Origin of the sequence: Arthrobacter sp. MYb229, assembly GCF_002975405.1 — a bacterium.
GTDB lineage: Bacteria > Actinomycetota > Actinomycetes > Actinomycetales > Micrococcaceae > Glutamicibacter.
Genome location: NZ_PCPS01000001.1, coordinates 1,239,803 through 1,265,300, shown reverse-complemented (window position 1 = coordinate 1,265,300; position 25,498 = coordinate 1,239,803). Strand labels below are relative to the sequence as shown.

The window sequence follows — 25,498 nt, the reverse complement described above, 5'->3', positions numbered from 1 at the left end:
TGAAGCTGCGAGTGGGGTGGGGTGATGAGCTCCCTTCGCTCATTCAAGAAGAGAAACATTGTCGCGTCAACTTAAATCCGATTGTGAACCGCGGGTGGCGGGCCCGAGGGTATTGGAGATCACTTGCGAGCAATCGGCAAAACACTTGAAGCTTCAACTAAATTGGAGTAGGGTAGTAATCAAGAACAGTCGACCGGTACCCAGAAAGGCCTCTCACCATGACGATCCTCCAAGCAGACAAGCTCTCCGCAGACCTCCAGATGAACGCCGTGCAGCTCAAGGTGGGGGACATGAAGGCGATGAGCGGCTACTACCAGCAGGCCCTCGGGCTTGAGGTGCTGGGCGAATCGGCCCAGGGCACGCGCCTCGGACGCGGCACGCAGACCTTGGTGAACCTGCAGCACGCTCCGGGGCTCCAGCTGCCGGCCGCCGGCGAGGCCGGCCTCTTCCATACCGCACTGCTCTTCGAAACCCAGGCGGATCTCGCGGCCACGGTGCTTTCCGCCGCGCAATTCGACCAGAGCCGCTTCGTGGGCAGCTCGGACCACCTGGTCTCCGAGGCCTTCTACTTCACCGATCCGGAAGGCAATGGCATCGAGCTGTACTGGGACCGCCCGCGCGAGGCGTGGTCGTGGTCCGATGGCCAGGTGGCCATGGACACCGTGCACCTGGACCCGAACGCGTTCCTCAGTTCGCACCTGAGCGAGCAGGCCATTGCCGCGCAGCGCACCGCGGAGGCGGAAATCGGCCACGTGCACCTGCAGGTAGGAGACGTGGCCACCGCCCGGGCGTTCTACGTCAATACCCTGGGCTTCGATGAGACCACCTCCCTGGGCAACCAGGCGTTGTTCGTCTCCGCCGGCGGCTACCACCACCACATGGCGATGAACGTGTGGAATTCGCGCGGCGCCGGGCCGCGCAAGGACACCCTCGGATTGGGAGAGGTGCTGATCAACGTCCCGACCGAGGAGGAGGTCGGCAAGCTAGCCGAACGCTTGAGCTTCGCAAAGGTGGAAAACCACCACACCGGAGCCGAACTGCGCTTCATGGATCCCTGGAACAACCAGCTGCGCGTGGCGGTCGGCTAACTATTTCGCCGCCGGATCGGCGGAGTACCGGCCGTTTTCGCCTTGCGCATATCCAGATTCGTTGCGCGGTGGTAATCTCCAGTCATCGGATGCGGAGAGGGGTGACCGGCGATGGCCTCGAATGAGGGTGACAGGCTTCGGAGCATGGTTATCGCCTCGCCCAAGTGGGTGCACCGCAGAATCCAGACCAGTGACCACACAACACCTGGCCGGGTACTGCTGAAGAATTCCCTGGATTTGACCCCGCCGGCTTCGGCACGAATAGCCGGCAGTACTTCCCGGGTGGTCATTCCCATCGCGATCCTCGATAAGAAGGTGTTAACCGGATTCTGGGTCAGGGACAGTTCGGGAGCTCCGCTGGCCGTGATTAATCAGGAACGGTCAACCCGACTGGTGGCGGACATGCTGGTCAGCGTCGTTGAACAGGCGGGAATCGAATTCACGTCCAATGCTGCCGAACGCCGGGCGCAGCTAAAATTTGTCAATAATTCCGAAGCCATTGCTCCGGTTCCACCGACCGCATTGCTTGAGGCCTATCCGCAGTTGCAGGCGGCCAATCCCACGATCCGGTTCATCAACGACTTCATCCATTTGCTCGCGAACTCATGGGTTGTGCTCGTGGAAGTCCCCGAGGGCGCCTTGGGGCAGCGAACCATTCTCAGCTATGGGTACGACCTGCCCATGAACCCGGTTCCACCGCCAAGGATTCTCCAAGACAACGACGTCTACAGTTTCGACGTGTCCGATCCCGGTTTTTCGCGAAGCCTGCATCATGAGGTGCTGGTCCCGCCAGAGCTTGCGATTTTCGAAACCAGCCTCGAGCACGGCAGCGTGACCGGACGCGTGGTCAGAAGCATTGCCACTGCAACCACCCTGGGTCCGATATCCCATATCCAGAACCTGATTTTCATTCCGCGTTTCGCCAAAGCCGGAGTGGAATTCCGAATCCGGCCCGCTCCGACGGGGATCCGCGCGTTCACCCGGTGGGCCTTGCTCCTAGTCTGGGTATTCATCCTCGCCAGCTTCGCGATTTGGCTGGGTCCGACCGATTACTACCTGAGCCGGAATTGGTCGGGCTCAATTTCCTCCTCGGTGATACTCGTTGCGCCGGCGCTTTTCATGTCCTGGATGGCACGGGCGCCCGAGCCGGGGGTTGTGGCCAGGGCCCTATACCGGCTCCGCCTGATCAATATTCTCCTGGCCCTGTCGATGCTGACCATGGCCGGAGCCCTATCCGTCCAGTGGTCGCCGCGGATGTGGACCCTGCTCTGGCTGATTGCCTACGCATTTGGCGCCTTCGCGCTGGGGTTCTGGTTGGCCGAGCGGGCCGTGCGCAAGCCGAGGAAATTTTCTCCCCGCGGCCATGGTTGAACTAGGACAAAGCTCGTATGCTGAAGGTAGCCGAAAGGAGATCACCATGAGCCCTCTGCCCAGCATGGACCCGGAAACCGGACTGCCGCAGAGCAGCAACCAGTTGGCGATCTCCTACGCCGAATCCACTCTCGACAATCACGCGGCCCATCTCGTTGACAGCTACCGGAAGATGCCCATCGAAGGCGTATACAAGGATCTGGACAGCGTCGCGGAGTACGTGGAGCTTATGGAAAAGCTGGGAGGGCTCTCGGCGGGCGAAAGCTCCGAGGCCCAGGGCTGGACCGTCGAATAGCGCAAGGGGCTAGGCGCCGGTGATCCGGCCGAGTTTCGCCGCGGCGCGCCGAATGAGGTTTTTCGGCAGCTGGCTTTGCACCTGCGGCATCGCGATCGCCGCGTGTTCCTGCGCTTCGACGGTGTCGTTCCAGTACGCCTCGCTCTTGGTGACCGTGGAGGCATCGGGCTTATAGGGCGGCTTGTGGAAGGAGAGGTGCGGGCGCTCCCAGGCGATATTCCTGCGCAGCACCCGCGCCGGGGTGCCCGCGGCAATGACATTGTTCGGAATCTTGCCGGTGACCAGGCTGCGGTAGCCGATCACCGAGCCGTCCCCGATGCTGGCCCCGGCCAGCAGCGCGGCCTGCGCGCCGATCCAGACATGGCTGCCGACCGTGATGTCCTTGGCCGGGTTGATCCGCTTGCCGGTTTTCACGTCGAAGATCGGGTGCCCGTCATCGGCGCGGAACTGGTTTCCGCTGGCGATCATCACATCATCGCCGAAGCGCACGGTCACCCCCTCCACCGCGCTGACCAAGGCCTTGGCGGTGGTGGTCAGGTCGCGGCCGATCTGCACCGTGGCATCCTGCCCGATGCGGATGTTCAGCTGCCAGCCCTTCTTCTTGCTGGGGCCGATGAGCAGCGTCCCGTTGTCGCAGTCGAACACCAGGTCCAGCCGGCCGATCTTGGCGTCCGGGTCGACCAGCACGCGGTTGTTTTTCCCGCGGATCTTGATCGCTATGTTCTTCTCGAAAACGGTGGGGGACTCGATCCGGTTGCCCAGCTCGTCCTCGTAGCTACTGAGCGCGGTAAGTTCAATCACGCTCACGACTCTAGGCGCTCAACCCGGCCGGCGGGCCGGAACCCGGCTGATTCGCAGGGCACTGCCAGCTGTCTCACCCTTGGCGTGCAGGCTAGCGGCCGCGCAGGTCCTCGATGAACTTATCGGCGCGTTCGAGGTTCAGCGCGAGCTTATTGCGCTTCTCGGTGGCCCGCTGCAGGTAGTCGGCGAGCAGGGCGCGGGCGGGCGCGTTCTGCGGATCGCCGGCCAGGGTGTCCACGGTGTCCAGCAGCGAGCCCATCTCCTCCAGGGTGAAGCCCAGCGGCTTCATCGAGCGGATGACCAGCATGCGCGCCAGGTCGGCGGGGGTGTAGATCCGGAAGCCGCCCTCGCTGCGTGTGGTCGCCGGAAGCAGGCCCACCTCGTCATAGTGGCGGATGGTGCGCTGGGAGAGGCCCGTGGCCTCGGCGATGTCCCCGATGTGCATTCTCGGTGCGGCCTCGGCCGGGGCCGGGGTGGATTCGTCCATGTGGTGCTCCTTGTCCCTCGGATTTAAACTCTACCCTTACGTTAAGGTAAGTTTGAATCGGTTGCTGCGCCGCCGGGGCCATTCCCGGTCTCGGCCTTGGTCTGCCCGAGGCCAGGGCCGCGCACACCCCACTGATTCTATGCAACGCGGTGCCACCGCGCTCGCCCCCTTTCCTGAACGGAGCCGGTAATGGCGACAAAAACCACGGCAGCACCCCCGGTTCCCACGCCGGAAGAGCGCCAATCGGTGCTGCGCACGCTCAAATCCCCGCGGCTGCTCAAGACCGAGGTGCTCGCCGGGCTGGTGGTGGCCCTGGCGCTGATCCCCGAGGCCATCGCCTTTTCCATCATCGCCGGGGTGGATCCGCGCCTCGGGCTCTTCGCCTCCTTCACCATGGCGGTGTCCATCGCCTTCCTCGGCGGGCGGCCGGCGATGATCTCCGCGGCCACCGGCGCCATCGCGCTGGTCATCGCGCCGCTGGTGGCCAGCCACGGCATCGACTACTTCATCGCCGCGGTGATCATGGCCGGCATCTTCCAGGTGCTGCTCGCGCTGCTCGGCGTGGCCAAGCTGATGCGCTTTATCCCGCGCCAGGTGATGGTCGGCTTCGTCAACGCCCTGGGCATCCTGATCTTCCTCTCCCAGGTGCCCGAACTGCTCGGCGTGCCCTGGCTGGTCTACCCGCTGGTGGCCCTGGGCCTGCTCATCGTCTTCGGCCTGCCCAGGCTCACCACCGCCGTCCCGGCCCCGCTGGTGGCCATCGTGGTGCTCACGCTGATCACCGTGCTGGCCTCGCTGGCCGTGCCCACCGTGGGGGACAAGGGTCAGCTGCCCGAATCCCTGCCGGCGCTGTTCTTCCCCGATGTGCCGCTGAACCTCGAAACCCTGCAGGTGCTCTTCCCCTACGCGCTGGCCATGGCCTTCGTCGGCCTGCTCGAATCCCTGATGACCGCCAAGCTGGTGGACGACGTCACCGACACGCGCTCGAATAAGACCCGCGAGTCCTGGGGGCAGGGCGCGGCGAATATCATCACCGGCTTCTTCGGCGGCATGGGCGGTTGCGCGATGATCGGGCAGACCATGATCAACGTCAAGGCCTCCGGGGCGCGCACCCGCATCTCCACCTTCCTCGCCGGGGTGTTCCTGTTGATCCTGGTGGTGGTCCTGGGCGACATCGTGGCGCTGATCCCGATGGCCGCGCTGGTGGCCGTGATGATCTTCGTATCGGTGGCCACCTTCGACTGGCACAGCATCAAGCCCGCCACCCTGCGCATGATGCCCAAGAGCGAAACCACCGTCATGCTGGCCACCGTCGTGGTCACCGTCGCCACGCACAACCTGGCCATCGGCGTGGGTGTCGGGGTGCTCACCGCGATGGTGCTCTTCGCCAACCGGGTGGCCCACCTGGTCACCGTTGAACGCCGCCTGGAGGAGCACTTCGGGGTGCAGATCGCCAAGTACGAGGTCAACGGGGAGCTGTTCTTCGCCTCCTCCAACGACCTCTACACCCAGTTCGACTACGCCGAGGATCCGGACCGCGTGGTCATCGACATGCACAACTCGCACCTGTGGGACGCCTCCACCAGCGCCGCGCTGGACGCCATCGGCGCGAAGTACGAGAAGTACGGCAAGACCGTGGAAATCGAGGGGCTGAACGCGGCGAGCCTGAAGATGCGCGAACGCCTGGGCGGCAAGCTCGGCGGCGGGCACTAGCCCGGCCGAAGTTCTCCACAGCCCGTCGGCGCCCGCGGGGCGCAGCCGGAAATGGCGTGATGATGGCTGCATGAGTATTTCCCAGCTAGCGGCCGGACTGACCGGACTGCGTGAATTCGTGACCGGGAGCATCCCGCAAGGCGCCATCGCCGTGCTCCTCGAGGTCATGGAGCTGTGCCTGGAGGTGCTGCAGAAGCTTTCGGTCCGGCTGCGCGAATCAACGGACCCGCGCGTGGCCGCCGCCCACGCGCTGTGCATCGAAAACATCTTCCGCTACGCCGTGCGCGAGCAACTTCGCGCGGCGGCCCACTGCGAGGGAACCGGCGCGCATCTGCTCGCCGAAGAAGAGCTGAGCGCGGTCCGCGACCACCGGGCAGACTACTCCCGGCCGGCGCGCCAGGAATCCGGACGCACCCCCTACCGGAATGCCGCCGGGTTCACCGCCGGCTGGCTCGGGCTGGACTTCCACGAGGCGGACCGGCGGATCAACGACGCCCACCTGCTGGTGGCCCGGCGCAATATGGACGGCAGCGCACTGTCGCCGCGCTTCGCAGAGCTCGCAACACTGCATTCCGGGCATGAAAGCCTCGACCCGCGACGCGTCGCCAAAACCGCCCGCAGCCTGGAGCAGCTGGAACCGGCAGATACCAGCTTCGAGGGCGCGCCACTGGACCCGGTGGCAACGCACCGAGACGGACGGCCGATGCAGGCTCATGCGGTCAAGCTGCTCACCGAAGAAGACCGCGCCACCGGGGAAAAGAAGTTCACGGACCTGCTGGCCGGCTACCGCAAAGCCCACGCGCAGGCCACCGAGCCCGAATGCGGGTTCTTCAGCCGCGGCACCCGCAACGGGGTGGATACCTATCTGGTGCGCGTCAAAGGAGCCCAAGCCGAGCAATTCCGCTCATTTGTCGGACAGGCGGACAACCCGCGCACCCGAAGCGGCCAAGCAGCGCGCGCCGCCAACCCACCCGAACCGGCCCCCGAAACGCTATTCGACAGCGATCGGCCCGCCCCGGCGTGGGCGCAGATCCCGGCGGAGCATGAAGCCTCCGCACCCGAGTCAGCCGGAAATCCCACTCCCGGCCCGGAGGCACCAACAGGGGCCGCGGACCATGCGGCCGAAGCGGACCAGGTCACGGTGGCCCAGCGCCGCCTGAACGCGCTGCTCGCCTCACTGACCCACTCGGCACCGGGCGCCAAGACCGTTACCCCGCAGATCCTGGTGAACATGCAGGCGCAGAACCTCGAAGACCTGGCCCAAGCCAAGGGGCTGACCGCGCACGGTGTGGAACTCGACCCCGGCGAACTTCGCCAGCTCCTCTGCGATGCCCAGATCATCCCGATCGTCTTCGGCGGCAACGGCCAGGTGCTCGATGTCGGCAGATCCCAGCGGCTCTTCCCGGAGCCGATCAAGCGAGCTGCCTTCGCCCGGGACCGCGGGTGCATCGTCCCCGGATGCACGGCCCCGCATGAAATGCTCGAATACCACCATTGCAACTGGTGGGAACGCGGCGGCAAGACCTGCGTGGAAAACTGCGCGGTGCTCTGCCGGCAGCACCACACGGCAATCCATCGAAGATTGCTTAGAATTGCCATGGTCGATAGCCTGCCGCACATCCTGCTGCCCAAGTATCTGGACCCGGCGCAAATACCGCGGCGCAATAGCTACTTCTCTGCCGTCGCCTAACCCGAGCCCGGGAGTAGCCGGCTCAGTAGCGCATCCCACAAAGATTGAGTTGGTATCGCTTGTGAGTCTCTGGCATGATTGGAAGGTACTCGATTTATTGTGGACCCTCTCTCCGTGATAGATCCTGTCCTTTTTTAGAGTTGAACTAGTACGGCCTGCCCCACAGGCGCGAAACGTTTGGCTCGCCCATGTTGAGAAACAGGAGACCACTAAAGTGGCCGTAAAGATTCGTCTGAAGCGCTTCGGTAAGATGCGCGCACCTTTCTACCGCGTTGTTGTTATGGACTCGCGCGCCAAGCGCGATGGCCGTGCCATCGAGGAGATCGGTAAGTACCACCCAACCGAGAACCCATCGATCATCGAGATCGATTCCGAGCGTGCACTGTACTGGCTTTCCGTTGGCGCCCAGCCAACCGAGCAGGTACACAAGCTGCTGACCATCACTGGTGACTGGCAGAAGCACAAGGGCATCGAAGGCCAGGAAGGCACCTACCAGGTTGCCGAGCCTAAGCCTGCATTCGTTGCTCCTGAAAAGGGTTCGGTGATCCTCAAGGAGGCCATCACCAAGAAGGCCGAGAAGCCAGCTGCCGAGCCGGCAGAAGCTGAAGCCACCGAGGCCGAGTAATCATGCTTGCCGATGCGCTGGACCATTTGGTTCGCGGGGTAGTCGAGGAACCGGAAGACGTCAGGGTTGCCCTGAAGTCCAACCGCCGCGGCGACCTGCTCGAAGTGCGTGTGCACCCGGATGATCTCGGTCGTGTGATCGGTCGCCAGGGACGTACCGCACGGGCACTGCGTACCGTGATGGCAGCGTTGGCTAAGGAGCCGATTCGTGTTGATGTTATCGACACCGATCGTAGCCGCTAGCCAAGCAACTTTGAGGTCAGGCGCAAGCTGATCTCACCACAGAAGGAGTTTCCGCTCAACAGGGCGGAAACTCCTTCTCGTGTTTCACCCGCCAGCTTTTGGCACCACAGCGCGTGGCACCGTCCCGTGAATCCAAGGAGAATGATCACCAGATTATGCGATTGCAGGTAGCACGTATCGGCAAGCCCCACGGAATCCGTGGCGAAGTGACCGTTCAGGTCCTCACCGACGTCCCAGATGAACGTTTCGCACCCGGCGAGGTGCTCCACGTCATCGACGGTCCGGTCAAAACCTTGACCGTCAGCAAGTCGCGCTGGAACAAAACCATTCTTTTGGTCGCCTTCGAAGAAATCAAGGACCGCAACACCGCAGAAACCCTGCGCCAGGCACGCCTCGAAATCGAGGTCACCGGCGAGGAAGAAAGCGAATCGGATGAATGGTACGAGCATGAGCTTCTCGATCTGAAGGTGATGCACGAAGGCACGCAGGTCGGCGTGATCACCGCGCTGCGCACCAACCCGGCCCAAGACCTCCTGGTCTTCGAGGACAACAATGGCGAGGAGATCTACCTGCCGTTCGTGGACGAATTTGTCCCCGACGTTGATCTGGAAGCCGGCACGCTGACCATCACCCCGCCAGCCGGGCTGCTGCAGCTGAACCAGGACGATTCCGAGGAAGAAAAGTAAGCATTATGCGCATCGACGTAGTCTCCATCTTCCCGGAGTACCTTGCACCGCTGGATCTATCGCTGATCGGCCGCGCCCGCGAGGGCGGAATCCTCAACTTGAACGTCACCAACCTGCGTGACTTCACCACCGACCGCCACCACAAGGTCGACGACACCCCTTTCGGCGGCGGCGCCGGCATGGTGATGATGCCCGAGCCATGGGGCCAGGCGCTGGACACCGTGCGTGCTTCGGCCCCGGCGGATCGCAAACCAATCTTAATCGTTCCTTCCCCGGCCGGAGCGGTATTCGACCAGCAGATGGCCTATGACCTCGCCGAAGAAGAGCACCTGGTCTTCGCCTGCGGACGCTACGAAGGAATCGACGAGCGCGTCATCGAATACGCGCACGAGAACTTCACCGTCATCCCCGTCAGCATCGGGGACTATGTGCTCAATGGGGGAGAAGTAGCGGTGATGGTCATGGTTGAGGCCATCGCCCGACTCATCCCCGGAGTGATCGGCAACCCGGAATCCCTGGTCGAAGAATCCCACTCGGATGTGCTGCTCGAATACCCGGTCTACACCAAGCCTGCCGCCTGGCGCGGCCGCGAGGTGCCGGAGGTATTGCTCGGCGGCAACCACGCACGGGTGGCCCGCTTCCGCCGCGACGAACAGATTCGCCGTACCGCCACTCGCCGTCCGGATCTCATCCAACTGCTCGATGCGAGCAAGCTGAACCGCAAGGATCGCGATGCTCTCTGGCACTCTGGATTCGCCGTTGTCGACGGAGAAATCATCGCAAAATCGGAGCTGGACTGGGCTAAAGAGTCCTAGATCACCATCGAGCCGGGTGCGCATACTCGCGCCCCTAGGCAGAATATGGCAAAATTGTTTCTTGGTGTGTTTTTGTCCTACTCCTGCCACAGGGGGATGAGGGACACGGAAAAACCGCCGCATCGGCAGCGACAGGCTGCCGGTGGTAACACGTTTCGGAGAGATCGCCTTATCGGTTGATGAGCTCCGCTACGAGGATTCGGTGACCTGTGGCATTGATCCTAGAGGATGCACAATGCATATTCTTGACTCAGTAGATGCAGCTTCGCTGCGCTCCGACGTTCCAGCCTTCGCTCCGGGTGACACCCTGAAGGTTCACGTCAACATCATCGAAGGTAAGAACTCGCGTGTTCAGGTTTTCCAGGGCTACGTCCTTGGTCGCCACGGTTCCGGCCTGGGCGAGACCTTCACCGTGCGTAAGGTTTCCTTCGGTACCGGTGTTGAGCGTACCTTCCCAGTTCACTCCCCAATCATCGACAAGATTGAGGTAGTGACCAAGGGCGACGTGCGTCGTGCAAAGCTTTACTACATGCGCGATCGTCACGGCAAGGCTGCGCGTATCCGCGAGAAGCGCGACTTCGGCGGCAAGAAGTAATCTCTGTTCTCTGATGAACGAGATTGCTAGCCCCGAGCGAGCAATCACGAAGCGCCGGACCTGGTTTTGGGTCTGGCGCTTCGTTGTTCTCGCCGTCATCTGTGGCCTTATCGCCACCCTATTCATCCGCGCACTGGTGCTGGATGTCTACCGCATCGAGTCCATCTCGATGCAGAGCACGCTTAATCCCGGGCAAAGCGTCATGGTCGACCGTCGCGCCTATGCCCACGCAGATCCGCAACGCGGAGATGTAATCGTCTTCGACGGCCGCGGTTCATTTCTTCCATACGCCCGCGCATCCTTCGCCGATGACCTGCTCGGCGCGCTGCGCCTTAGCGGGACCGAAAATACCTACATTAAACGCGTGATTGCCGTTGGCGGTGACACGGTAGACTGCTGCGGCTCGGATGGGAAGCTCAGTATCAACGGTGTGCCGACAGACGAGCCGTATATATATGAAGGAGATGCGGCCAGCGAACAAGAATTCATCGGGGTCGTCCCCGAGGGGCGATTGTGGGTTATGGGGGATCACCGGTCAAGGTCTGAAGACTCCAGGGCCCTGCTCGGATCAAGTGGCGGCGGTATGATCAGTGTCGATCGGGTCGTCGGTAAGGCAACGCAGATTGTTTGGCCGCTGGATCAGCGCACCGATATCGAGTAATAAGCCCGCAACATCCCCGAACAGTCGAAAAACTTTAAAAACTTTTCACCCAGCGCGAATACCCCCGTGCAACCAATGCTTGAAAATACAAGCTTTTCCGAGACCGCTGAGAATTCATTGCGAATTCTCAGCCCGCACTTAGTTGACTAGCGGTAAGTAACCGAAATGCAATCTTAAACTATCTCCTTGGTTCGGCATTGATTCAAAAGAAGATCCCTCGGCGGTGGAATGACAAGGGTAAATGTTCGAGTGAATATCTCCGTTTGTTGGACTCGCTCCTTGAAACTCCCTCTGTAAAGCCGATATTGTTTCAATTTGGTAACAACACACTGCTCTGAAGTGCGCCCAGACCGGGTCGCGACCTTCAAGCGATCGCACCACTTAACTGGGAGAAGCTTTAATGCCAAAACCAAAGAACATGACTGCGCAGCGCGGCATTGTCGCTGCCGCAGCCACCGCACTGGTGGTTGGCGGTAGCTTCATTGCTCCCGCAGTCGCAGCCGATAAGGCTGAAAGCACTCCGGCACCTTCGCAGAGCCCGAGCGTTACGCCATCTGCCTCGGATGTCGCAGTAGACACCAAGGGCTTGGACGAGGCTATCGAGCGCGACTTGAACAAGTCGCCGGAGAAGTACCTTGAAGACGCAAAGGCAAACGACACCGTTGCCGAGGTCACCAAGAAGCTTGAAGCCGAAGGCGTAAAGGTCAAGGCCAGCGTCAAAGACGGCAAGGCCGAGGTTGAAGTTGGCGCTAAAGATGCCAAGAAAGCCAAGGAAATTGTAGTCGCAAGCGCAGCTCCTAAGGCTGTCAGCCTGAAGATCAACGCTGAGGTCGGCAAGATCTCCAACGTGAATGACGTCTACGACGAACTTCGCGACAATGTTGCACCAGTCGAAATGACTCGACTGACCGCCATCATGAATACCGGTAGCGGTAAGCCGTTCGAAATCGTTGCAAGCGGGCCAGCCAGCATCGAGAAGAAGGCTACGCCAAAGGCCACGGCCACCAAGGCAGCAGAAGAAGAACTGCTGACCTTGGAAGAGTTCGCCGAAGAAGCAACCAATGTGAAGCTCGTGGAGGGTAGCGAGGTAAAGCCTGGCGCCCTGACCGACATCTACGGTGGCATGGGCTACGGCGCAGCGCGCACCGGCGACAATGTTGAAGGCCTCTGCTCCATCGGCTTCAACGCCTGGAACCCAGAGGGCGCCGATGCAGTACTGACCGCAGGGCACTGCACCGAAGACGGCGCATTCAAGAACACCTTCGTCGTTGAACACACCGCACCAAATGAAGTAGAAGGCATCAGCGCTGCGCTCGGTACCTTTGGGTTCAGCCAGTTCGGTGGACCGAACAACTACGGTGTTCCGATCACCCCGGACCTGACCCAGGATGAGCTGGATCAGGCCGAGCCAGGTACCGATATCGCAGTCATTGACGACATCAACCCTGAACTGACCCTGCACAACGAAGTAACGCAGTGGCCAGCTGGCGCCGATGAGCGTTCGAAGGTTATCCAGGTAACCGGCGTTTCGAAGGCTGCCGTTGGTTCCGAGGCTTGCTCGGTGGGTCGCACCACCGGTTGGAGCTGCTCGACCATTCTCGGCGAAGGCATGTTCTTCGTCGGCGGCTACGATGATGACATTCGTGCCGTCTGGGGCTACACCGCTGAGAACCCTAACCAGGGCATTCTGGACCAGGGCGACTCCGGTGGAGCAGTGCTCGTTGGCAACAAGGCTGTTGGCATCAACTCGGCAAACTCCGGCGGTGAAGACGGTATCGAAGACAACGCCGACGATCTCGCTTTCTACACCTCGCTGGCTGACGTCAAGGCAAAGGACTACACCGGTGGCTACACCGTCAAGTTCGCTGTAAACACCCCGGCTCAGAGCTCGCCAGCAGCTGGCGCTGAAGTCAAGCCAGGCGCAACCATCACCGGTACTGTTGAAGGCCCTTCGGCCGGCACCCAGGTTCGTATCGTTGTTGACGGCAAGCTGTACAAGCTCGCTGACGTCAAGTCAGATGGAACCTTCACCTTCGTTGCACCTGCAGAAGAAGGCGAGTTCAATTTCCGCATGACCGCAGTGAACGGCTACAACAAGTCGGGCAATGCAACCGGTTCGGTACTCGTTGCGGCTCCGGAGCCAACTCCGACGCCGACCCCAACTCCTACCGAGGAGCCAACCGCGACTCCAACTGAGGAGCCAACCGCGACTCCAACTGAGGAGCCAACCGCGACTCCAACTGAGGAGCCAACCGAGTCGGCTACTCCAACTGAGGAGCCAACCGAGTCGGCTACTCCAACTGAGGAGCCAACCGAGTCGGCTACTCCAACCGAGTCGGCTACTCCAACCGAGTCGGCTACTCCAACGGAGAAGCCAACCGAATCGGCTACTCCAACGGAGAAGCCAACCGAGTCGGCTACTCCAACGGAGAAGCCAACCGAGACGGCTAAGCCAACTCCAACCGAGGATGATTCCGAAGAGCCAACCGAGGCTCCAAAGGATGACCAGACTCCAACCAAGTCGCCTGAGAAGAAGGACCCGCTGGCCGATACCGGTTCCAGCACCGTTCCGCTGATCGCCGCTGGTGGAGCCCTGGCTCTCGTAGGCGCAATGTTCCTGCTGTTCCGCCGCGGAAACCGTCGCCACAGCTAAGGGATAATCCCTAAACGGTTGTAGCTTCGGCCACGACCCGAAAGTGCCCCGCTACCGGCAACGGTTGCGGGGCACTTTCACTTGGCACACATGTGCCTCACCGAATACTTTGCAGAAGTCCAGTTATCATCTTCCTAGGTGATCCTAATGACCTTGAGGCGGTAGTACCATGATCTACAAATCCCCATCAGCTCGTCGTTCACTTGCACTGGCATCCACCGCAGTCGTCGCAGGGCTCATGCTCTCCGGTTGCGGGCAGGCCTCCACGAGCGGTGAAGGAACTACTGAACCTACCGGCAGCGAGAATGTTGTGGACCAAAACGCACTATTAGAAACCAATGACGCATTGTCCGCCACCTTGGGGGAGGACTATGTGCAGGGCTGGATCGAAGACGGCAAGCTCAACGTGTCGACCACCGACGAAAGCCAGATGAAGGCCATCGAGGAAGCCGGTGCGGAGCCGCACCTAGTTGAGTACTCCGCCGATGACCTTCGCCAGGCCATCAAGGACGTGATGAAGTGGCAGGCGGGGCTGGAAGCCCCACTGAACGTTTCGATCCACGGCTACACCCTGAATCCGAAAATCGGTGGTTTGACCCTGTCGGTGGATTCCAGCCACCTAGAAGAAATCAAGACCCTGCTGGAAGCGGAGAAGCCACTGGGCGGCATCCCGGTCGAATACCAGAAGAGCGGCGGCATCGCCACCCGCGCCAATTAACCGGTTGCGTTGAAGGTCGGCCAAGCACACCTGATGCTTGGCCGGCTTTGCGCGTTAAGCCGCGATTTTTACACGCTGAGCTGGCCTCCGGCGCAACGACCTGCGCGCCAAGTAAGATGAGAACTATTGCAAGACAGTGAAAGGTAAGAAACCGAACGTGAGCGCCGAATCCGCAGAAGTACCCCCAACGCGGGGCCCGTTGTACCGGCTTTGGCGATTTGTACGAGAAGTGCTGATCATACTCGTCATTGCTATTGCGCTCTCCTTGCTCATCAAGACGTTCTTCTTCCGTGCGTACTACATCCCCTCGGGGTCGATGGAGAACACGCTGCAGATCAACGACCGCATCTTCGCCAACCTGATGACCCCCGGCCCGTTCGATCTCGAACGCGGCGACGTGGTGGTCTTCCGCGACGACCTGCAGTGGCTGCCGTCCCTGGAGAACGATCCGACCGCCTTCGAGAACGCGCTGTCCTGGGTTGGCGTGCTGCCGGCCGCCGACGAACAGTACCTGGTCAAGCGCATCATCGGCATGCCGGGGGACACCGTCGAATGCTGCAGCTCCGATGGCAAGCTCACCATCAACGGCGAACCCATCAACGAATCCTACATCTTCGAGGGCGACGCACCGAGCGATATCAAGTTCCAGGTGACGGTCCCGGAGGGAAAGATCTGGGTAATGGGCGATCACCGCGGCGCCAGCGCCGACTCGCGCTTCCACGTCGATGTCCAAGGCGGCTTCGTGGACCTGGAGTCCGTGCAGGGCCGTGCCTCGGTCATCTCCTGGCCGCTGAATCGAATCGGCGGGATCGACACCCACGAAGAAGTCTTCGCCAACGTCCCCGACGCCGGCAGCAAGTAGGAACCTGACCCATGGCAACGGCAAAGGCACAGCCCACAACCCTGGAGCACGAGCGGGCCCTGGCGGCCGAGCACGGCGTGCGCTTCATCGGCGCGGTGGATGAGGTGGGCCGGGGCGCCTTGGCCGGCCCCATCACGGTGGGCGTCAGCGTCATCGACATGCAGCACGTGACCGAATTCCCCGAACTGCGCGATTCGAAGCTGCTCACCCCCGCGCGCCGCGAAGAACTTGTGACCCCGGTGCGCGAATGGGCGCTCGGCTACGGCGTGGGGCATGCCAGCGCCGCGGAGATCGATCAGCTTGGGGTTACCGGGGCGCTGCGCCTGGCCGGCACCCGCGCGGTCGCACAGAGCGCCGTGGCCCCGGAGGCGATCCTCTTGGACGGCAGCTACGACTGGCTCACCGCGCCGGAGCAAGATCTTTTCGACCTGCTGGACGATGACCGCGAACCGGTGGGACTGCACATTCCGGTGCGCACCATCATCAAGGGAGATATGACCTGCCAGGCGATCGCCGGCGCCTCGATCCTGGCGAAGGTGGAGCGCGATGGGATCATGGTCCAGGCCGCCACCGAGCATCCGGCCTTCGGCTGGGAAATCAATAAGGGCTATGCCACCGCCACGCATCGGGCGGCAATCGAAAAACTTGGCCCCTGCGCATTGCACCGGAAAAGTTGGAACTTGACTTCCAAGCCCGAAAAGGCCCAAGGTAAAACCTAGAGACAAAGGACGAACCATGGCTGCCGAAGACCTCGAAAACTACGAATCAGACCTCGAATTACAGCTGTACCGCGAGTACAAGGCTGTGGTGGGGCTATTCAACTATGTGGTGGAAACCGAACGCCGCTTTTATCTGGCGAACCAGGTCGATGTGAAGACCCTGACCGACTCCGGCGAGGTGTACTTCGAACTGAACCTCACCGACGCCTGGGTCTGGGATATCTACCGCCAGGGCCGCTTCGTGAAGACCGTGAAGGTGCTGACCTTCAAGGATGTGAACGTCGAGGAGCTGAACCGCGACGAACTGCAGATCCCCAAAGAAGGGCTGCAGGGCTAAACGCACCGAATGCACCGAAGGCTCCCAACCAGCAACTGGTTGGGAGCCTTCGTGCGCAAAACGGCTAACGCGGCGTGGGTTAGCTGGTCATGCCGTCGACGAACTCGCGGTTCTCTTCCATCCACTGCTTGACCAGCGGCTGGTAGTCATCGGTGTCGTTCTCGACGAACAGCAGGTTCTCCAGGTCGTAGAGGGTCTCCAGATCCATCTTGAAGTCGCCCATCCACTTGGCCACCTCGGCGTGGTCATCGGCGAAGCCTGCGCGGCTGAAGGTGTGAATGCCTTCGGCGTCACCCAGCGAGCCCTTCGGGTCTTCCAGGTTCTTCACCGGGTATGCGCTGTACGCCCAGTGCGGCTCCCAGAGGGTGACCACGATGTTCTCGTTGTTCTTCGTCGCGGTTTCCAGCTCGGTGAGCATCGCGGAGGTGGAACTGGTCAGGAATTCCATATCGTCCAGACCATATTCCGGGATGGCCGCCTCATTCATGGCCTCGGTCAGTCCGGCACCGGGCTCGATGCCCACGATGCGATTGTTGAACTTGTCCGCGTTCGCCGCCAACTCGTCCAGCGAATCGATCGGCGCGTCCTCGTTGACGGCTACGGTCAGCCGCGACTCGGTGTTCCACGCGCCCAGATCCTCGATGTCATCGCCGTAGTCCTCCAGGTAGGAGGCGTGCGTGACCGGCAGCCACACGTCGGTGGTCAGGTCGTAGTCGCCCGAGGACAGGCCCTGGAAGAGGGGAGCGACGTCGGAGTTGGTCAGCTCGACCTCGTAGCCCTTCTCCTCCAGCACCGCCTTCCACAGCTCGCTGCTGGCGATGCCTTCATCCCAGCCGTTGAAGACCGCGATATTCAGCTTCTTGTCTTCTCCGGCGGCTTCGCTGCCGCCGTCGTTGCCGCAGGCGGTCAACGCCAGTGCGCTGGCCGCGAGAACCGCTCCGACTTTGAGGGAATTGCGTTTCATGTGCGTGTTTCCTTTCGGGGTGGCGGGCTAAGCCGCCGGTTTCATTGGTGGTTCGGCGCGGGGTTCAGGCCGCGAGTTCTTGTTCCTTCGCCTTGGCTGCGGCCTTGCGGCGCTTGGCGAACCAGGCGAAGAGCCCGGACTGCCGTCCGAAGGCATTGGTCAGCCGGTCCAGGATCATCGCGAGGATCACCACGCCCAGACCGGCCTCGACGCCCAGCGCGGTATCCAGCCGGCCCAGCGAGGCGATCACGTCGCCGCCGAGGCCGCCGGCGCCGACCATGCCGGCGATCACGACCATGGACAGCGAGAGCATGATGACCTGGTTGACGCCGGCCATGATGGTCGGCAGCGCCAGCGGTAGTTGGATCTGGCGCAGGATGCGCCCGGAGGAGGAGCCGAAGGCCTGCCCGGCCTCGACCACTTCGCGGTCCACCGAGCGGATGCCCAGTTCGGTAAAGCGCACGCCGGGGGCCAGCGCGAAGGCGATGGTGGCCACGATGCCCGGGGCCACGCCGACGCGGAAGAGCATCAGCGCCGGAATCAGGTAGACGAAGGCCGGCATGGTCTGCAGGAAGTCCAAAAATGGCCGGACGATCTGGGAGAAGGTCTGCGACTTCGCCGCCCAAATTCCCAGCGGCAGCGAGATCAGCAGCGCCCAGAAGGTTGCCACCAGCACCAGAGCCAAGGTGACCATGGCGTTATCCCATTGGTCCATGCCCACGATCAAAACCAGCCCGAGCGCCGCGCCGAGCATGAACTGCCAGCCGCGGGCGAAGAGCGCAATGAGCGCCACCAACGCGATGATGATCGAGAAGTGCGGGGTGCCCAGCACGTAGTAGACCCCGTCGTACATCTCCACAAAGACCGCGCGGAGAAAATCGAAGAACGGGCCCATATTGTCTACGACCCAGTCGACGCCCTTTTCGGCGGCATCTCCTACCGGAATAATAAAGTCGTCCATTAGTTTTCCTCCCCGGCGCCCTGCAGGGCCGCGCTGACAACATTGCCCGGCAGCGGCTGATCCAGCACCGTCATTTCTTCGGTCGGTGGGGCAGTGGAAGCCAGGGCCGCCAGCAGCGTCACCCGCGGGATCACTCCCAGCAAGCGGTTCTCGCTATCGGTGACGGTCACCGGCAAGGGGGACTCCACCGAGGGAACGAACAGGTCAATCAGCTGCGTGTCGCGGTTCACCGATTCCAGCGGCTGGATCTTCGAGACGATGGAAGTCTCGCCCTGGCGTACCAGCTTCAGCGCGTCCCGGTCGGTGATCATGCCCAGCACCTTGCGGTCCCGGTCGGTGACGATCGCCGCGGAGAGGAACATCTCGTGCATGGTGCGCAAGGCATTGCGCGGCCCGGCCGTCTCCTGGATGACCGCCCTGGTCGGCTCGAGCACCGAGGAGGCGGTCAGCACGCGGGCGCGGTCCACATCCTGCACGAATTGGGCCACGTAGTCGTTGGCCGGATCCATCAGGATTTCCTCCGGGGTGCCCACCTGGACGATCTGCCCGTCGCGCATCACCGCGATCCGGTCCCCGAGGAACATTGCCTCATTCAAATCGTGAGTGATGAACACGATGGTCTTGCCGAGCTTGGCTTGCAGCTGAACCAGCTGTTCTTGCATCTCGCGGCGGATCAGCGGGTCAAGGGCGGAGAACGCCTCGTCCATGAGCAGCAGCTCGGTGTCTGCAGCCAGCGCTCGGGCGATGCCTACGCGCTGCTGCATGCCACCGGATAGTTCACTGGGCATCTTGTCGCCCCAGCCGGTCAATCCGACCAGATCCAAGGTTTTTGCGGCGGTGGACAGCCGTTGGGCCCGGCCCACGCTTTGCTGTTCGAGCGGGTAGGCCACATTGGCCAACACGGAGCGGTGCGGCAGCAAGGCGAAGTGCTGGAAAACCATCGAAACGCGTTTTCTCCGCACCTCGCGCAGCTTCGCGGCGGACATCCCGGTGATCTTGTCTTCCCCGACGGTGATCTGCCCCGAGGTAGCGTCCCACAGGCCATTCAGCGTGCGGATCAGCGTGGATTTGCCCGAGCCGGAGAGGCCCATGACGACGAAAATTTCGCCTTCTTTGACTTCAAAGGAGGCATCGATGACGGCTGCGGTGTTCGATGCAGGCAGATCTTGCCGCTTCGTACCGGCTTTGAGCTTCTTCACCGCTTCCTGCGGTTTGCGACCGAAGACCTTATACAAGTTCTCGACCTTGACGGCGATGTTGCTGGTCATTGTCTCCACTGCCCGTCTACCTGTGAAGGCACGGGCCGATTGGGGACCACAAGCCGCGGTCGCAGCAGTCGAATCCTCGAACTAAAGATCGCTGGCACTCGCTTCTTGCTTGCACGGCCCGAAGTAAGCCTTCAGCTCGTGCAGGGTCCTTGATTCTTTTATTCTTGGTCGACACAAACTGCATGTCGAGACCGGATATCCACACTAACAAATTGCCGGAGAATAGTTCTCTGGCTAAGTGCAAAATCCTCCAATATCATGCTCCTAAAACCTCAACTTATCGCGGATTCTAGGCGCTGAATCGCACGTTACCCAATTGTTATAGACCCGGAGTCAAAAACTGATAAGTGAACCTATCTTTAATAGTCCTATGTAGTGGCTTGAGTCTGGATGCTGTGGTTCGAGCAGTGCCCGAATCAAGCGGTATCCCACCTTCGCGGGTCAGGCTCACCTTGCCCTGGGTCAATTGAAATCTTGCGAATTTGAAGAATTGGTTCATGTGGATTTGGAGCTTTCATGAGGGCTATTTCGAGGAACGAAGTTTCTGGGGAGCACGTATTTCAAGTGCCCAATTTTTCGCGGTCGAGCGACCGAAATTGGATGGGAGAATTTATCAAATATCAGTAAGAGCGGTGGTGAGTAGGAATGTTTTATAGATACATGTACGGGCGTTAAATCCCGTGGGCGAGTTTTGTATCGATGGAGAGTCCTGAGGGAATGCGATGATCAAGAATTCCCTGGTTGGTTGCTATTCCATGAAAGTTGCGCACCATCATGGTGTCGTTTCACCACGTTGCGAGGACCCCAGAAGTGGCGCGGTCCATTGCTGCCTGCCGCGGCCGCAGTCGGATATTGCCGTCAGTGAGAAACAGATCTAACAGGCAGATCGGTTCGCGGGGCGGGAAATCCGGTGATCGAAGTTGCCTGAATTCACCGATTGTCCACAACTGGCAGCCAGGCTCCAAGCGCTGAACCCGTGCGCCCGCATGCTGAATGACAAGTCATGAGACCTATATGAAAGCTTCGTCATGAAAAACAAACACCAAGTTCTCGGCGCACAGGGCGAACAAGCCGCCGCCGATTACCTCACCGCACAGGGCTATACGATCCTAGATCGCAATTGGCGCTGCAAATCCGGGGAGCTCGATCTAGTGGCGGCAGACGCCGACGGGTTTGTCCTTGCGATCGAGGTGAAAACCCGGAGTTCGGTACGCTATGGCACCGGGTTCGAAGCGATTACTCCGAGGAAGTATCGGCGCCTGCAGCGGTTGCTGATCCAATGGGGTCAAGCCCGCCAACGCTACATCGGAATCTTGCGTATCGACATCGTCGAGGTCTACCCCAAGGCCGCAGGGTTCAGCTGCGAACATCATGAGCAGGTGAGGGCGTGAGCGTGGCGCGCACCTGTGCGGTCGCCCTGCACGGAGTGCAACCGGCGCTGATCGATGTGGAAGCGGACCTTGGCAACGGCATTCCCGGCTTCCTGATTCTCGGCCTACCGGATGCCTCGCTGAATGAGGCCCGCGAACGGATCAAGGCCGCCGCCCGAAACAGCGGAATTCCCTTGGCTAATCGGAAACTCACGGTGAATCTCAGCCCAGCCACGCTGCCGAAATTCGGCTCGGGCTTCGACTTGGCGATCGTCATCGCGGCCTTGGCCGCGGACAACCAGTTGTCCGTCCCTGTGCGGACGATCTTCGTAGCCGAGTTGGCCCTCGACGGCACCTTGCGCCCGGTGGCCGGGGTGCTCCCCACCGTACGCTTTGCGCTCGGCGCCGGCTACACGCATGTGGTGGTCAGCGCGGCCAACGCCCAGGAAGCGGCACTCGTCCCCGGCGTGCGGGTCACCGGGGCGGAGCACCTCGGGGAAGTGCTCGAACTTTGCGGGGCACCGGTGGAAAGTATTCGCACCTACCTTCGGCATCGGCGCCAACCAACCGAACAAGCGCCCGTGGCCGATGATCCGCCCCAGGACCTTTGCCTGGTTAACGGTCAGTTCGAAGCCAAGCTGGCCCTGGAAATCGCGGCTGCGGGCGGTCACCATCTGATCATGGTGGGACCGGCCGGAGCGGGCAAGACGATGCTGGCGCGCTGCCTGCCGGGTATCCTCCCACCGCTCGATGACCCCGACTCGCTCGAAGCGACGGCGATCCATTCGATTACCCGCGGCGGGCAAGGCGGCATCAATCAACTTCAACGGACACCACCCTTCGTCGCGCCACACCATACCGCCTCGGCGTCGGCATTGCTCGGCGGCGGAAGCAGAGCCATCCGCCCCGGTGCGATCACCCGGGCCCATGCCGGAATATTGTTCCTCGACGAAGCCACAGAATTTCAAGCCGGTGTGCTCGATGCGCTCCGTCAACCGGTCGAGGAAGGGCGGATCAACCTTGCCCGAGCCAGCGGACATCAACAATTGCCTGCGCGTTTCCAACTGATCTTGGCCGCCAACCCGTGTCCTTGCGGACGCAACTTTGGAACCGGCACCGCGTGCACCTGCACCCCCAACGCCAGGCGGCGCTACTTCTCCAAGCTATCGGGACCGCTGCTGGACCGCATCGACCTCCAGGTTCGCATGAACGCGGTCACCGGCCAGCAACTACTGGGGCGGGATGCCGGCGAGGCCAGTGCGCAGGTCCGCGAGCGAGTTCTGCAAGCCCGTGCGCGGGCCACCGAAAGACTCAAGCCTTGGGGACTGAATTGCAACGCACGCCTATCGGCCAAGGTCTTGCGCCGAGAACTTCACTACCCGCAGCACACTCGGCGGGCGCTGGAACGCATCTCGGAGCGGGCGGATCTTTCGGCCCGCGGCATGGACCGCATGCTGCGTGTCGCGTGGACCATAGCCGACCAGCAAGAACACCAAGGGCCGACGGTGGACGATCTGGACGCTGCGCTGCATTTTCGGCAAAACCTCGAGCCCCGATAGGAGATCGGTCATGCATTGTTCCTACACTCCCGAGCAGTTGTGCCTCGCAGAACTCAACACGCTGATTGAGCCGAACGACTACGCCTGCAATGGACTGCTGCAACTGATGAGCCCGGCCGAACTCGTGCGGCTCATTCGCCGCGAAGACCATGTACCTGGCGGGCTGGCAACTGCCTTGGCCGAGGTGCTGGGGCAGGGTGCTTCGGGAAGCCGGACGATGAGCCTGCCGGTGGCGCTCACCCGCTGGCGCAAACGCCTGGGCTTCAGCAACCCGTTGGACGCACTCGACCGCATCTCTGCGCTTAACGGCGGATTACTCACCCCGACCGATGCAGCCTGGCCGGACCAGCTCGATGAGCTCGGTCTGGGCAAGCCACTGTGCCTATGGTGGCGCACCAGACGTCCGCAGCTGCTGGCCGTGCAGGAGGCGCAGCGCTGCATTTCGATTGTCGGCTCGCGAGACTCCAGCGACTATGGACACCAGATCACCTCCGAGCTGGCACGCAAATTGGCCCTGCGCGGATTTACCATTGTCTCGGGTGGCGCCTACGGAATCGACGCCAGCGCCCACCGAGCGGCGCTCTCGGTCACGGATCTGGAGGCGCCAAGCTATCCGACGATCACGATTCTGGCCGGGGGAGCGGATAGGCCCTATCCGGCGGGAAACGAGACGTTGCTCGGGCAGATCATCGACACCGGGTTGCTGCTCTCCGAGGTGCCTCCGGGGACCGCGCCCACTCGCTTCAGATTCCTCAATCGCAACAGATTAATCGCCGCGATCAGCAGGCTTACGCTGGTTACGGAGGCTCGGCACCGGTCCGGGGCTCTGAACACCGCGAGTCATGCGGTGGATCTTGGGCGAGATGTCGCCGCGGTTCCGGGCAGTGTTTATTCACCAAACTCGGCCGGCACCCACCGGCTGCTCGCCGCCGGTACCGCAGCCCTGGTAACCAGCGCGGCAGATGTGCTGGAGCTGATCGGTGTGCCAGCCGAACCAATTCCACCGGCGCCAGAAACCGTGGATGCCCAGGACGCACGGCCCACCGACGGGCTGAGCAGGCCGCAGTCGATGATCTACGACGTGATGAATTTCGTGCAGGGAAACGTGCCGGATGAAATTTCGGCTCTGAGCGGCATTCCGATTCTGGACACCCTGCGTGCGCTGAGTGCCTTGGAACGGCTCGGGAAGGTCGAGTCCAATGGGGCGCGCTGGCGGTTGGTGCGCCGCGGATCCGTTTCGGCGAAGAACGCGGTAAATTGAAGGAGATGAAGCCCGAACCTGCCCACCCCGCACCTATACAGATCCCGGCGGCCATTGCCGAGCCAATCGCCGACTATCTGGATTATCTTCGCCTGGAACGCGGCCGGAGCGAGAATACCTTGCGTGCCTACGGCATTGACCTGCGCCTCGTGGCTGGCCATCTGGCCGGAAGGTGCATGGTCCGGCAGCTGAACGAGGTGAGTGTGGAAATGCTCCGCGATTGGCTGGCGGAGCTGCACGAGGCCCAAATTTCCCGCACCACCATCGCCCGGCGTATCTCGTCGGTGAAGAATTTCTTTGCATGGGCGCTCAAGCACAAAATTGTCGCCAAGGATCCGGCGCTTCGATTGGTGGCACCGAAGAAGGAACAGCGCCTGCCGCATGTATTGCAGTCCGGGCAGATCGACCGGTTGCTCTCCCGACCGGCAGCCGAGCCGCCCGTTGAATCTTCCGATATCCCGAAGACCAAGTCCGAGAGGCAGGCGGAACAAAAACGCCAGGCCATCTCAGCCCGCGATCGGGTGATCGCGGAGCTGCTCTACGCCTCGGGGCTGCGCATTAGCGAGCTGGTGTCCTTGGATATCGCAGACATTGATTTTGAGCGGCGCACCTTGCGCGTGATGGGTAAGGGCAATAAGGAACGCGTGGTCCCCTTCGGCAAGCCTGCAGAGCGCGTCATCGAACCTTGGCTGAAAAACCACCGTCGCGTCGTGGCACTGCCCGAAGCGGAAGGCGCCTTGCTGGTCGGGGCCCGCGGGGCCAGGCTCAATGTCCGCCAGGCTCGCCAGGTAATCGCACAGGCACTTGAATCGTTGGGGGACACCTCGGCGAGCGGTCCGCACGCGCTGCGGCACACCGTGGCAACGCATTTGCTCGACGGCGGAGCAGATCTGCGTGCCGTGCAAGAGTTCCTGGGACACTCATCCTTGGCAACCACGCAGCTATATACCCACGTTTCGGTGGAGCGACTGCGGCAGAGTTACCGCCAAGCGCACCCGCGTGCCTGATGATTTGGGTGAAATCTAAGAGAAGTTCCAGGTACAGCTGGCGAAAGCTCGACAGTTCGGGCAAAATGGTACTTGTCGGTAGGAAGTGCACTTCGACGAAGTTGACGTAGGGGAAGACGATCAACATCGTAACGGAGGATGGCATGTCTGCACCGATGACCAGAGGCGTGATCTTTATTCACTCGGCCTCTGCCGCGTTATGCCCACATCTTGAGTGGGCCATAGAGGCGGTGCTGGGTGGACCGGTCAAGATGGACTGGAGCGACCAGCACGTAGCGCCTGGACTTCGTCGCGCCGAAATTAGCTGGACCGGGCCGCAGGGCACCGGGGCGACTCTCGCCTCTTCCATGCGTGGTTGGCAGCATCTGCGATTCGAAATCACCGAAGAACCAAGTGAAGGCTGCGATGGCAGCCGCTGGTCTTTCACCCCGGATCTGGGGATCTTCCATGCAACCGTCGACGTCTCGGGCAATATCATGGTCGGCGAAGAGCGCATCCGTTGGGCCTACGAAAAGGGCGACGGGAACGCGGCGGTCTTCTTCCAAGAGATGTCCATTGCCCTCGGCGAAGCCTGGGACGAAGAACTTGAACCTTTCCGCCATGCAGGTGAAGATATCCCTGTTCGATGGCTCAACCAGGTGGTTTAACAACTGGTTAATAAGTCTCCGGGAGACCGACTGCGTCTTCCCGAGTAAATCCCCGGTGGTGCGGGGTGTTACCGCAATAAAACGGGACCCCGATGTGAATCGG

At 61.6% G+C, this 25,498-nt stretch carries 26 protein-coding genes; 21 read left to right on the top strand and 5 right to left on the bottom strand.

The window, feature by feature from the left end; genetic code table 11:
* Nucleotides 1–218 precede the first annotated feature (218 nt).
* The 3 genes from CQ019_RS05990 (at nt 219) to CQ019_RS05980 (ending at nt 2,754) form a co-directional block, all read left to right on the top strand.
* The gene (locus CQ019_RS05990; protein WP_105569151.1) at nt 219–1,088 is read left to right on the top strand and encodes a VOC family protein; all 870 of its coding nucleotides are present in this window, start codon (nt 219–221) and stop codon (nt 1,086–1,088) included.
* A gap of 111 nt (nt 1,089–1,199) precedes the next feature.
* Entirely contained in the window at nt 1,200–2,459 is a 1,260-nt protein-coding gene (locus tag CQ019_RS05985; RefSeq protein WP_146113330.1) for a hypothetical protein, read from the top strand.
* A gap of 46 nt (nt 2,460–2,505) precedes the next feature.
* Nucleotides 2,506–2,754, top strand: a complete 249-nt coding sequence (locus CQ019_RS05980) for a hypothetical protein (RefSeq protein WP_105569149.1) — start codon at nt 2,506–2,508, stop codon at nt 2,752–2,754.
* A 9-nt stretch (nt 2,755–2,763) separates the two neighbouring features.
* Here the strand turns inward: CQ019_RS05980 and CQ019_RS05975 are convergent, their stop codons facing one another.
* Together CQ019_RS05975 and CQ019_RS05970 are read right to left on the bottom strand one after the other, a co-directional pair.
* Complete coding sequence (locus tag CQ019_RS05975) at nt 2,764–3,555, bottom strand: acyltransferase (RefSeq protein ID WP_258134050.1); 792 nt, start codon at nt 3,553–3,555, stop codon at nt 2,764–2,766.
* 91 nt (nt 3,556–3,646) lie between these two features.
* Complete coding sequence (locus CQ019_RS05970) at nt 3,647–4,042, bottom strand: MerR family transcriptional regulator (protein WP_105554622.1); 396 nt, start codon at nt 4,040–4,042, stop codon at nt 3,647–3,649.
* Nucleotides 4,043–4,231: 189 nt separating this feature from the next.
* Here CQ019_RS05970 and CQ019_RS05965 point away from each other — a divergent pair, with 189 nt between their 5' ends.
* From CQ019_RS05965 to CQ019_RS05905, 13 genes are all read left to right on the top strand, one after another.
* Nucleotides 4,232–5,755 carry a SulP family inorganic anion transporter gene (locus CQ019_RS05965; RefSeq protein ID WP_105569148.1) on the top strand — a complete coding sequence of 508 codons (1,524 nt, stop codon included), beginning with the start codon at nt 4,232–4,234 and terminating at the stop codon, nt 5,753–5,755.
* Nucleotides 5,756–5,825: 70 nt separating this feature from the next.
* Nucleotides 5,826–7,445 (top strand): HNH endonuclease signature motif containing protein, encoded by a 1,620-nt coding sequence (locus CQ019_RS05960; protein ID WP_105569147.1) that lies wholly within the window; start codon nt 5,826–5,828, stop codon nt 7,443–7,445.
* A gap of 214 nt (nt 7,446–7,659) precedes the next feature.
* Nucleotides 7,660–8,070 carry a 30S ribosomal protein S16 gene (gene rpsP, locus CQ019_RS05955; protein ID WP_105554625.1) on the top strand — a complete coding sequence of 137 codons (411 nt, stop codon included), beginning with the start codon at nt 7,660–7,662 and terminating at the stop codon, nt 8,068–8,070.
* A 2-nt stretch (nt 8,071–8,072) separates the two neighbouring features.
* A complete protein-coding gene (locus CQ019_RS05950) occupies nt 8,073–8,312 on the top strand; it encodes an RNA-binding protein (protein ID WP_105554626.1) in 240 nt (79 codons plus the stop codon).
* Between the two features lie 155 nt (nt 8,313–8,467).
* A complete protein-coding gene (gene rimM / locus CQ019_RS05945) occupies nt 8,468–8,998 on the top strand; it encodes a ribosome maturation factor RimM (RefSeq protein WP_105569146.1) in 531 nt (176 codons plus the stop codon).
* A 5-nt stretch (nt 8,999–9,003) separates the two neighbouring features.
* Nucleotides 9,004–9,813, top strand: a complete 810-nt coding sequence (gene trmD / locus CQ019_RS05940) for a tRNA (guanosine(37)-N1)-methyltransferase TrmD (RefSeq protein ID WP_096287886.1) — start codon at nt 9,004–9,006, stop codon at nt 9,811–9,813.
* 235 nt (nt 9,814–10,048) lie between these two features.
* Nucleotides 10,049–10,408: a 50S ribosomal protein L19 gene (rplS, locus tag CQ019_RS05935; RefSeq protein WP_105554629.1), complete on the top strand. Its 360-nt coding sequence runs from the start codon at nt 10,049–10,051 to the stop codon at nt 10,406–10,408.
* Between the two features lie 13 nt (nt 10,409–10,421).
* Nucleotides 10,422–11,069: a signal peptidase I gene (gene lepB, locus CQ019_RS05930; RefSeq protein ID WP_105569145.1), complete on the top strand. Its 648-nt coding sequence runs from the start codon at nt 10,422–10,424 to the stop codon at nt 11,067–11,069.
* Between the two features lie 400 nt (nt 11,070–11,469).
* On the top strand, nt 11,470–13,722 hold the full coding sequence (locus CQ019_RS18220; protein ID WP_146113329.1) for a trypsin-like serine protease: 2,253 nt from the start codon (nt 11,470–11,472) through the stop codon (nt 13,720–13,722).
* Between the two features lie 169 nt (nt 13,723–13,891).
* Entirely contained in the window at nt 13,892–14,440 is a 549-nt protein-coding gene (locus tag CQ019_RS05920) for a hypothetical protein (protein WP_105569144.1), read from the top strand.
* 157 nt (nt 14,441–14,597) lie between these two features.
* Nucleotides 14,598–15,302, top strand: a complete 705-nt coding sequence (lepB, locus tag CQ019_RS05915) for a signal peptidase I (RefSeq protein ID WP_105569143.1) — start codon at nt 14,598–14,600, stop codon at nt 15,300–15,302.
* A gap of 11 nt (nt 15,303–15,313) precedes the next feature.
* On the top strand, nt 15,314–16,021 hold the full coding sequence (locus CQ019_RS05910) for a ribonuclease HII (RefSeq protein ID WP_105569142.1): 708 nt from the start codon (nt 15,314–15,316) through the stop codon (nt 16,019–16,021).
* 16 nt (nt 16,022–16,037) lie between these two features.
* Nucleotides 16,038–16,358 (top strand): DUF2469 domain-containing protein, encoded by a 321-nt coding sequence (locus CQ019_RS05905; RefSeq protein WP_096287037.1) that lies wholly within the window; start codon nt 16,038–16,040, stop codon nt 16,356–16,358.
* A gap of 79 nt (nt 16,359–16,437) precedes the next feature.
* On the opposite strand, the gene CQ019_RS05900 is transcribed toward CQ019_RS05905, so the two are convergent.
* From CQ019_RS05900 to CQ019_RS05890, 3 genes are all read right to left on the bottom strand, one after another.
* Nucleotides 16,438–17,322 carry a glycine betaine ABC transporter substrate-binding protein gene (locus CQ019_RS05900; protein ID WP_105569141.1) on the bottom strand — a complete coding sequence of 295 codons (885 nt, stop codon included), beginning with the start codon at nt 17,320–17,322 and terminating at the stop codon, nt 16,438–16,440.
* Between the two features lie 64 nt (nt 17,323–17,386).
* Nucleotides 17,387–18,283, bottom strand: a complete 897-nt coding sequence (locus tag CQ019_RS05895) for a proline/glycine betaine ABC transporter permease (RefSeq protein WP_105569140.1) — start codon at nt 18,281–18,283, stop codon at nt 17,387–17,389.
* Nucleotides 18,283–19,551 carry a glycine betaine/L-proline ABC transporter ATP-binding protein gene (locus CQ019_RS05890; protein ID WP_105569139.1) on the bottom strand — a complete coding sequence of 423 codons (1,269 nt, stop codon included), beginning with the start codon at nt 19,549–19,551 and terminating at the stop codon, nt 18,283–18,285. The genes CQ019_RS05895 and CQ019_RS05890 overlap by 1 nt, the downstream gene beginning before the upstream one ends.
* A gap of 1,028 nt (nt 19,552–20,579) precedes the next feature.
* Here CQ019_RS05890 and CQ019_RS05885 point away from each other — a divergent pair.
* From CQ019_RS05885 to CQ019_RS05865, 5 genes are all read left to right on the top strand, one after another.
* Nucleotides 20,580–20,942, top strand: coding sequence for a YraN family protein (locus tag CQ019_RS05885; RefSeq protein WP_105569138.1), 363 nt, complete (start codon nt 20,580–20,582; stop codon nt 20,940–20,942).
* Nucleotides 20,939–22,480, top strand: coding sequence for a YifB family Mg chelatase-like AAA ATPase (locus CQ019_RS05880; RefSeq protein WP_105569137.1), 1,542 nt, complete (start codon nt 20,939–20,941; stop codon nt 22,478–22,480). The genes CQ019_RS05885 and CQ019_RS05880 overlap by 4 nt, the downstream gene beginning before the upstream one ends.
* Nucleotides 22,481–22,490: 10 nt before the next feature.
* On the top strand, nt 22,491–23,741 hold the full coding sequence (gene dprA / locus CQ019_RS05875) for a DNA-processing protein DprA (RefSeq protein WP_105569136.1): 1,251 nt from the start codon (nt 22,491–22,493) through the stop codon (nt 23,739–23,741).
* Between the two features lie 5 nt (nt 23,742–23,746).
* Complete coding sequence (locus CQ019_RS05870) at nt 23,747–24,748, top strand: tyrosine recombinase XerC (RefSeq protein WP_105569135.1); 1,002 nt, start codon at nt 23,747–23,749, stop codon at nt 24,746–24,748.
* Between the two features lie 143 nt (nt 24,749–24,891).
* A complete protein-coding gene (locus tag CQ019_RS05865; RefSeq protein WP_105569134.1) occupies nt 24,892–25,395 on the top strand; it encodes a DUF3145 domain-containing protein in 504 nt (167 codons plus the stop codon).
* Nucleotides 25,396–25,498: the final 103 nt, after the last annotated feature.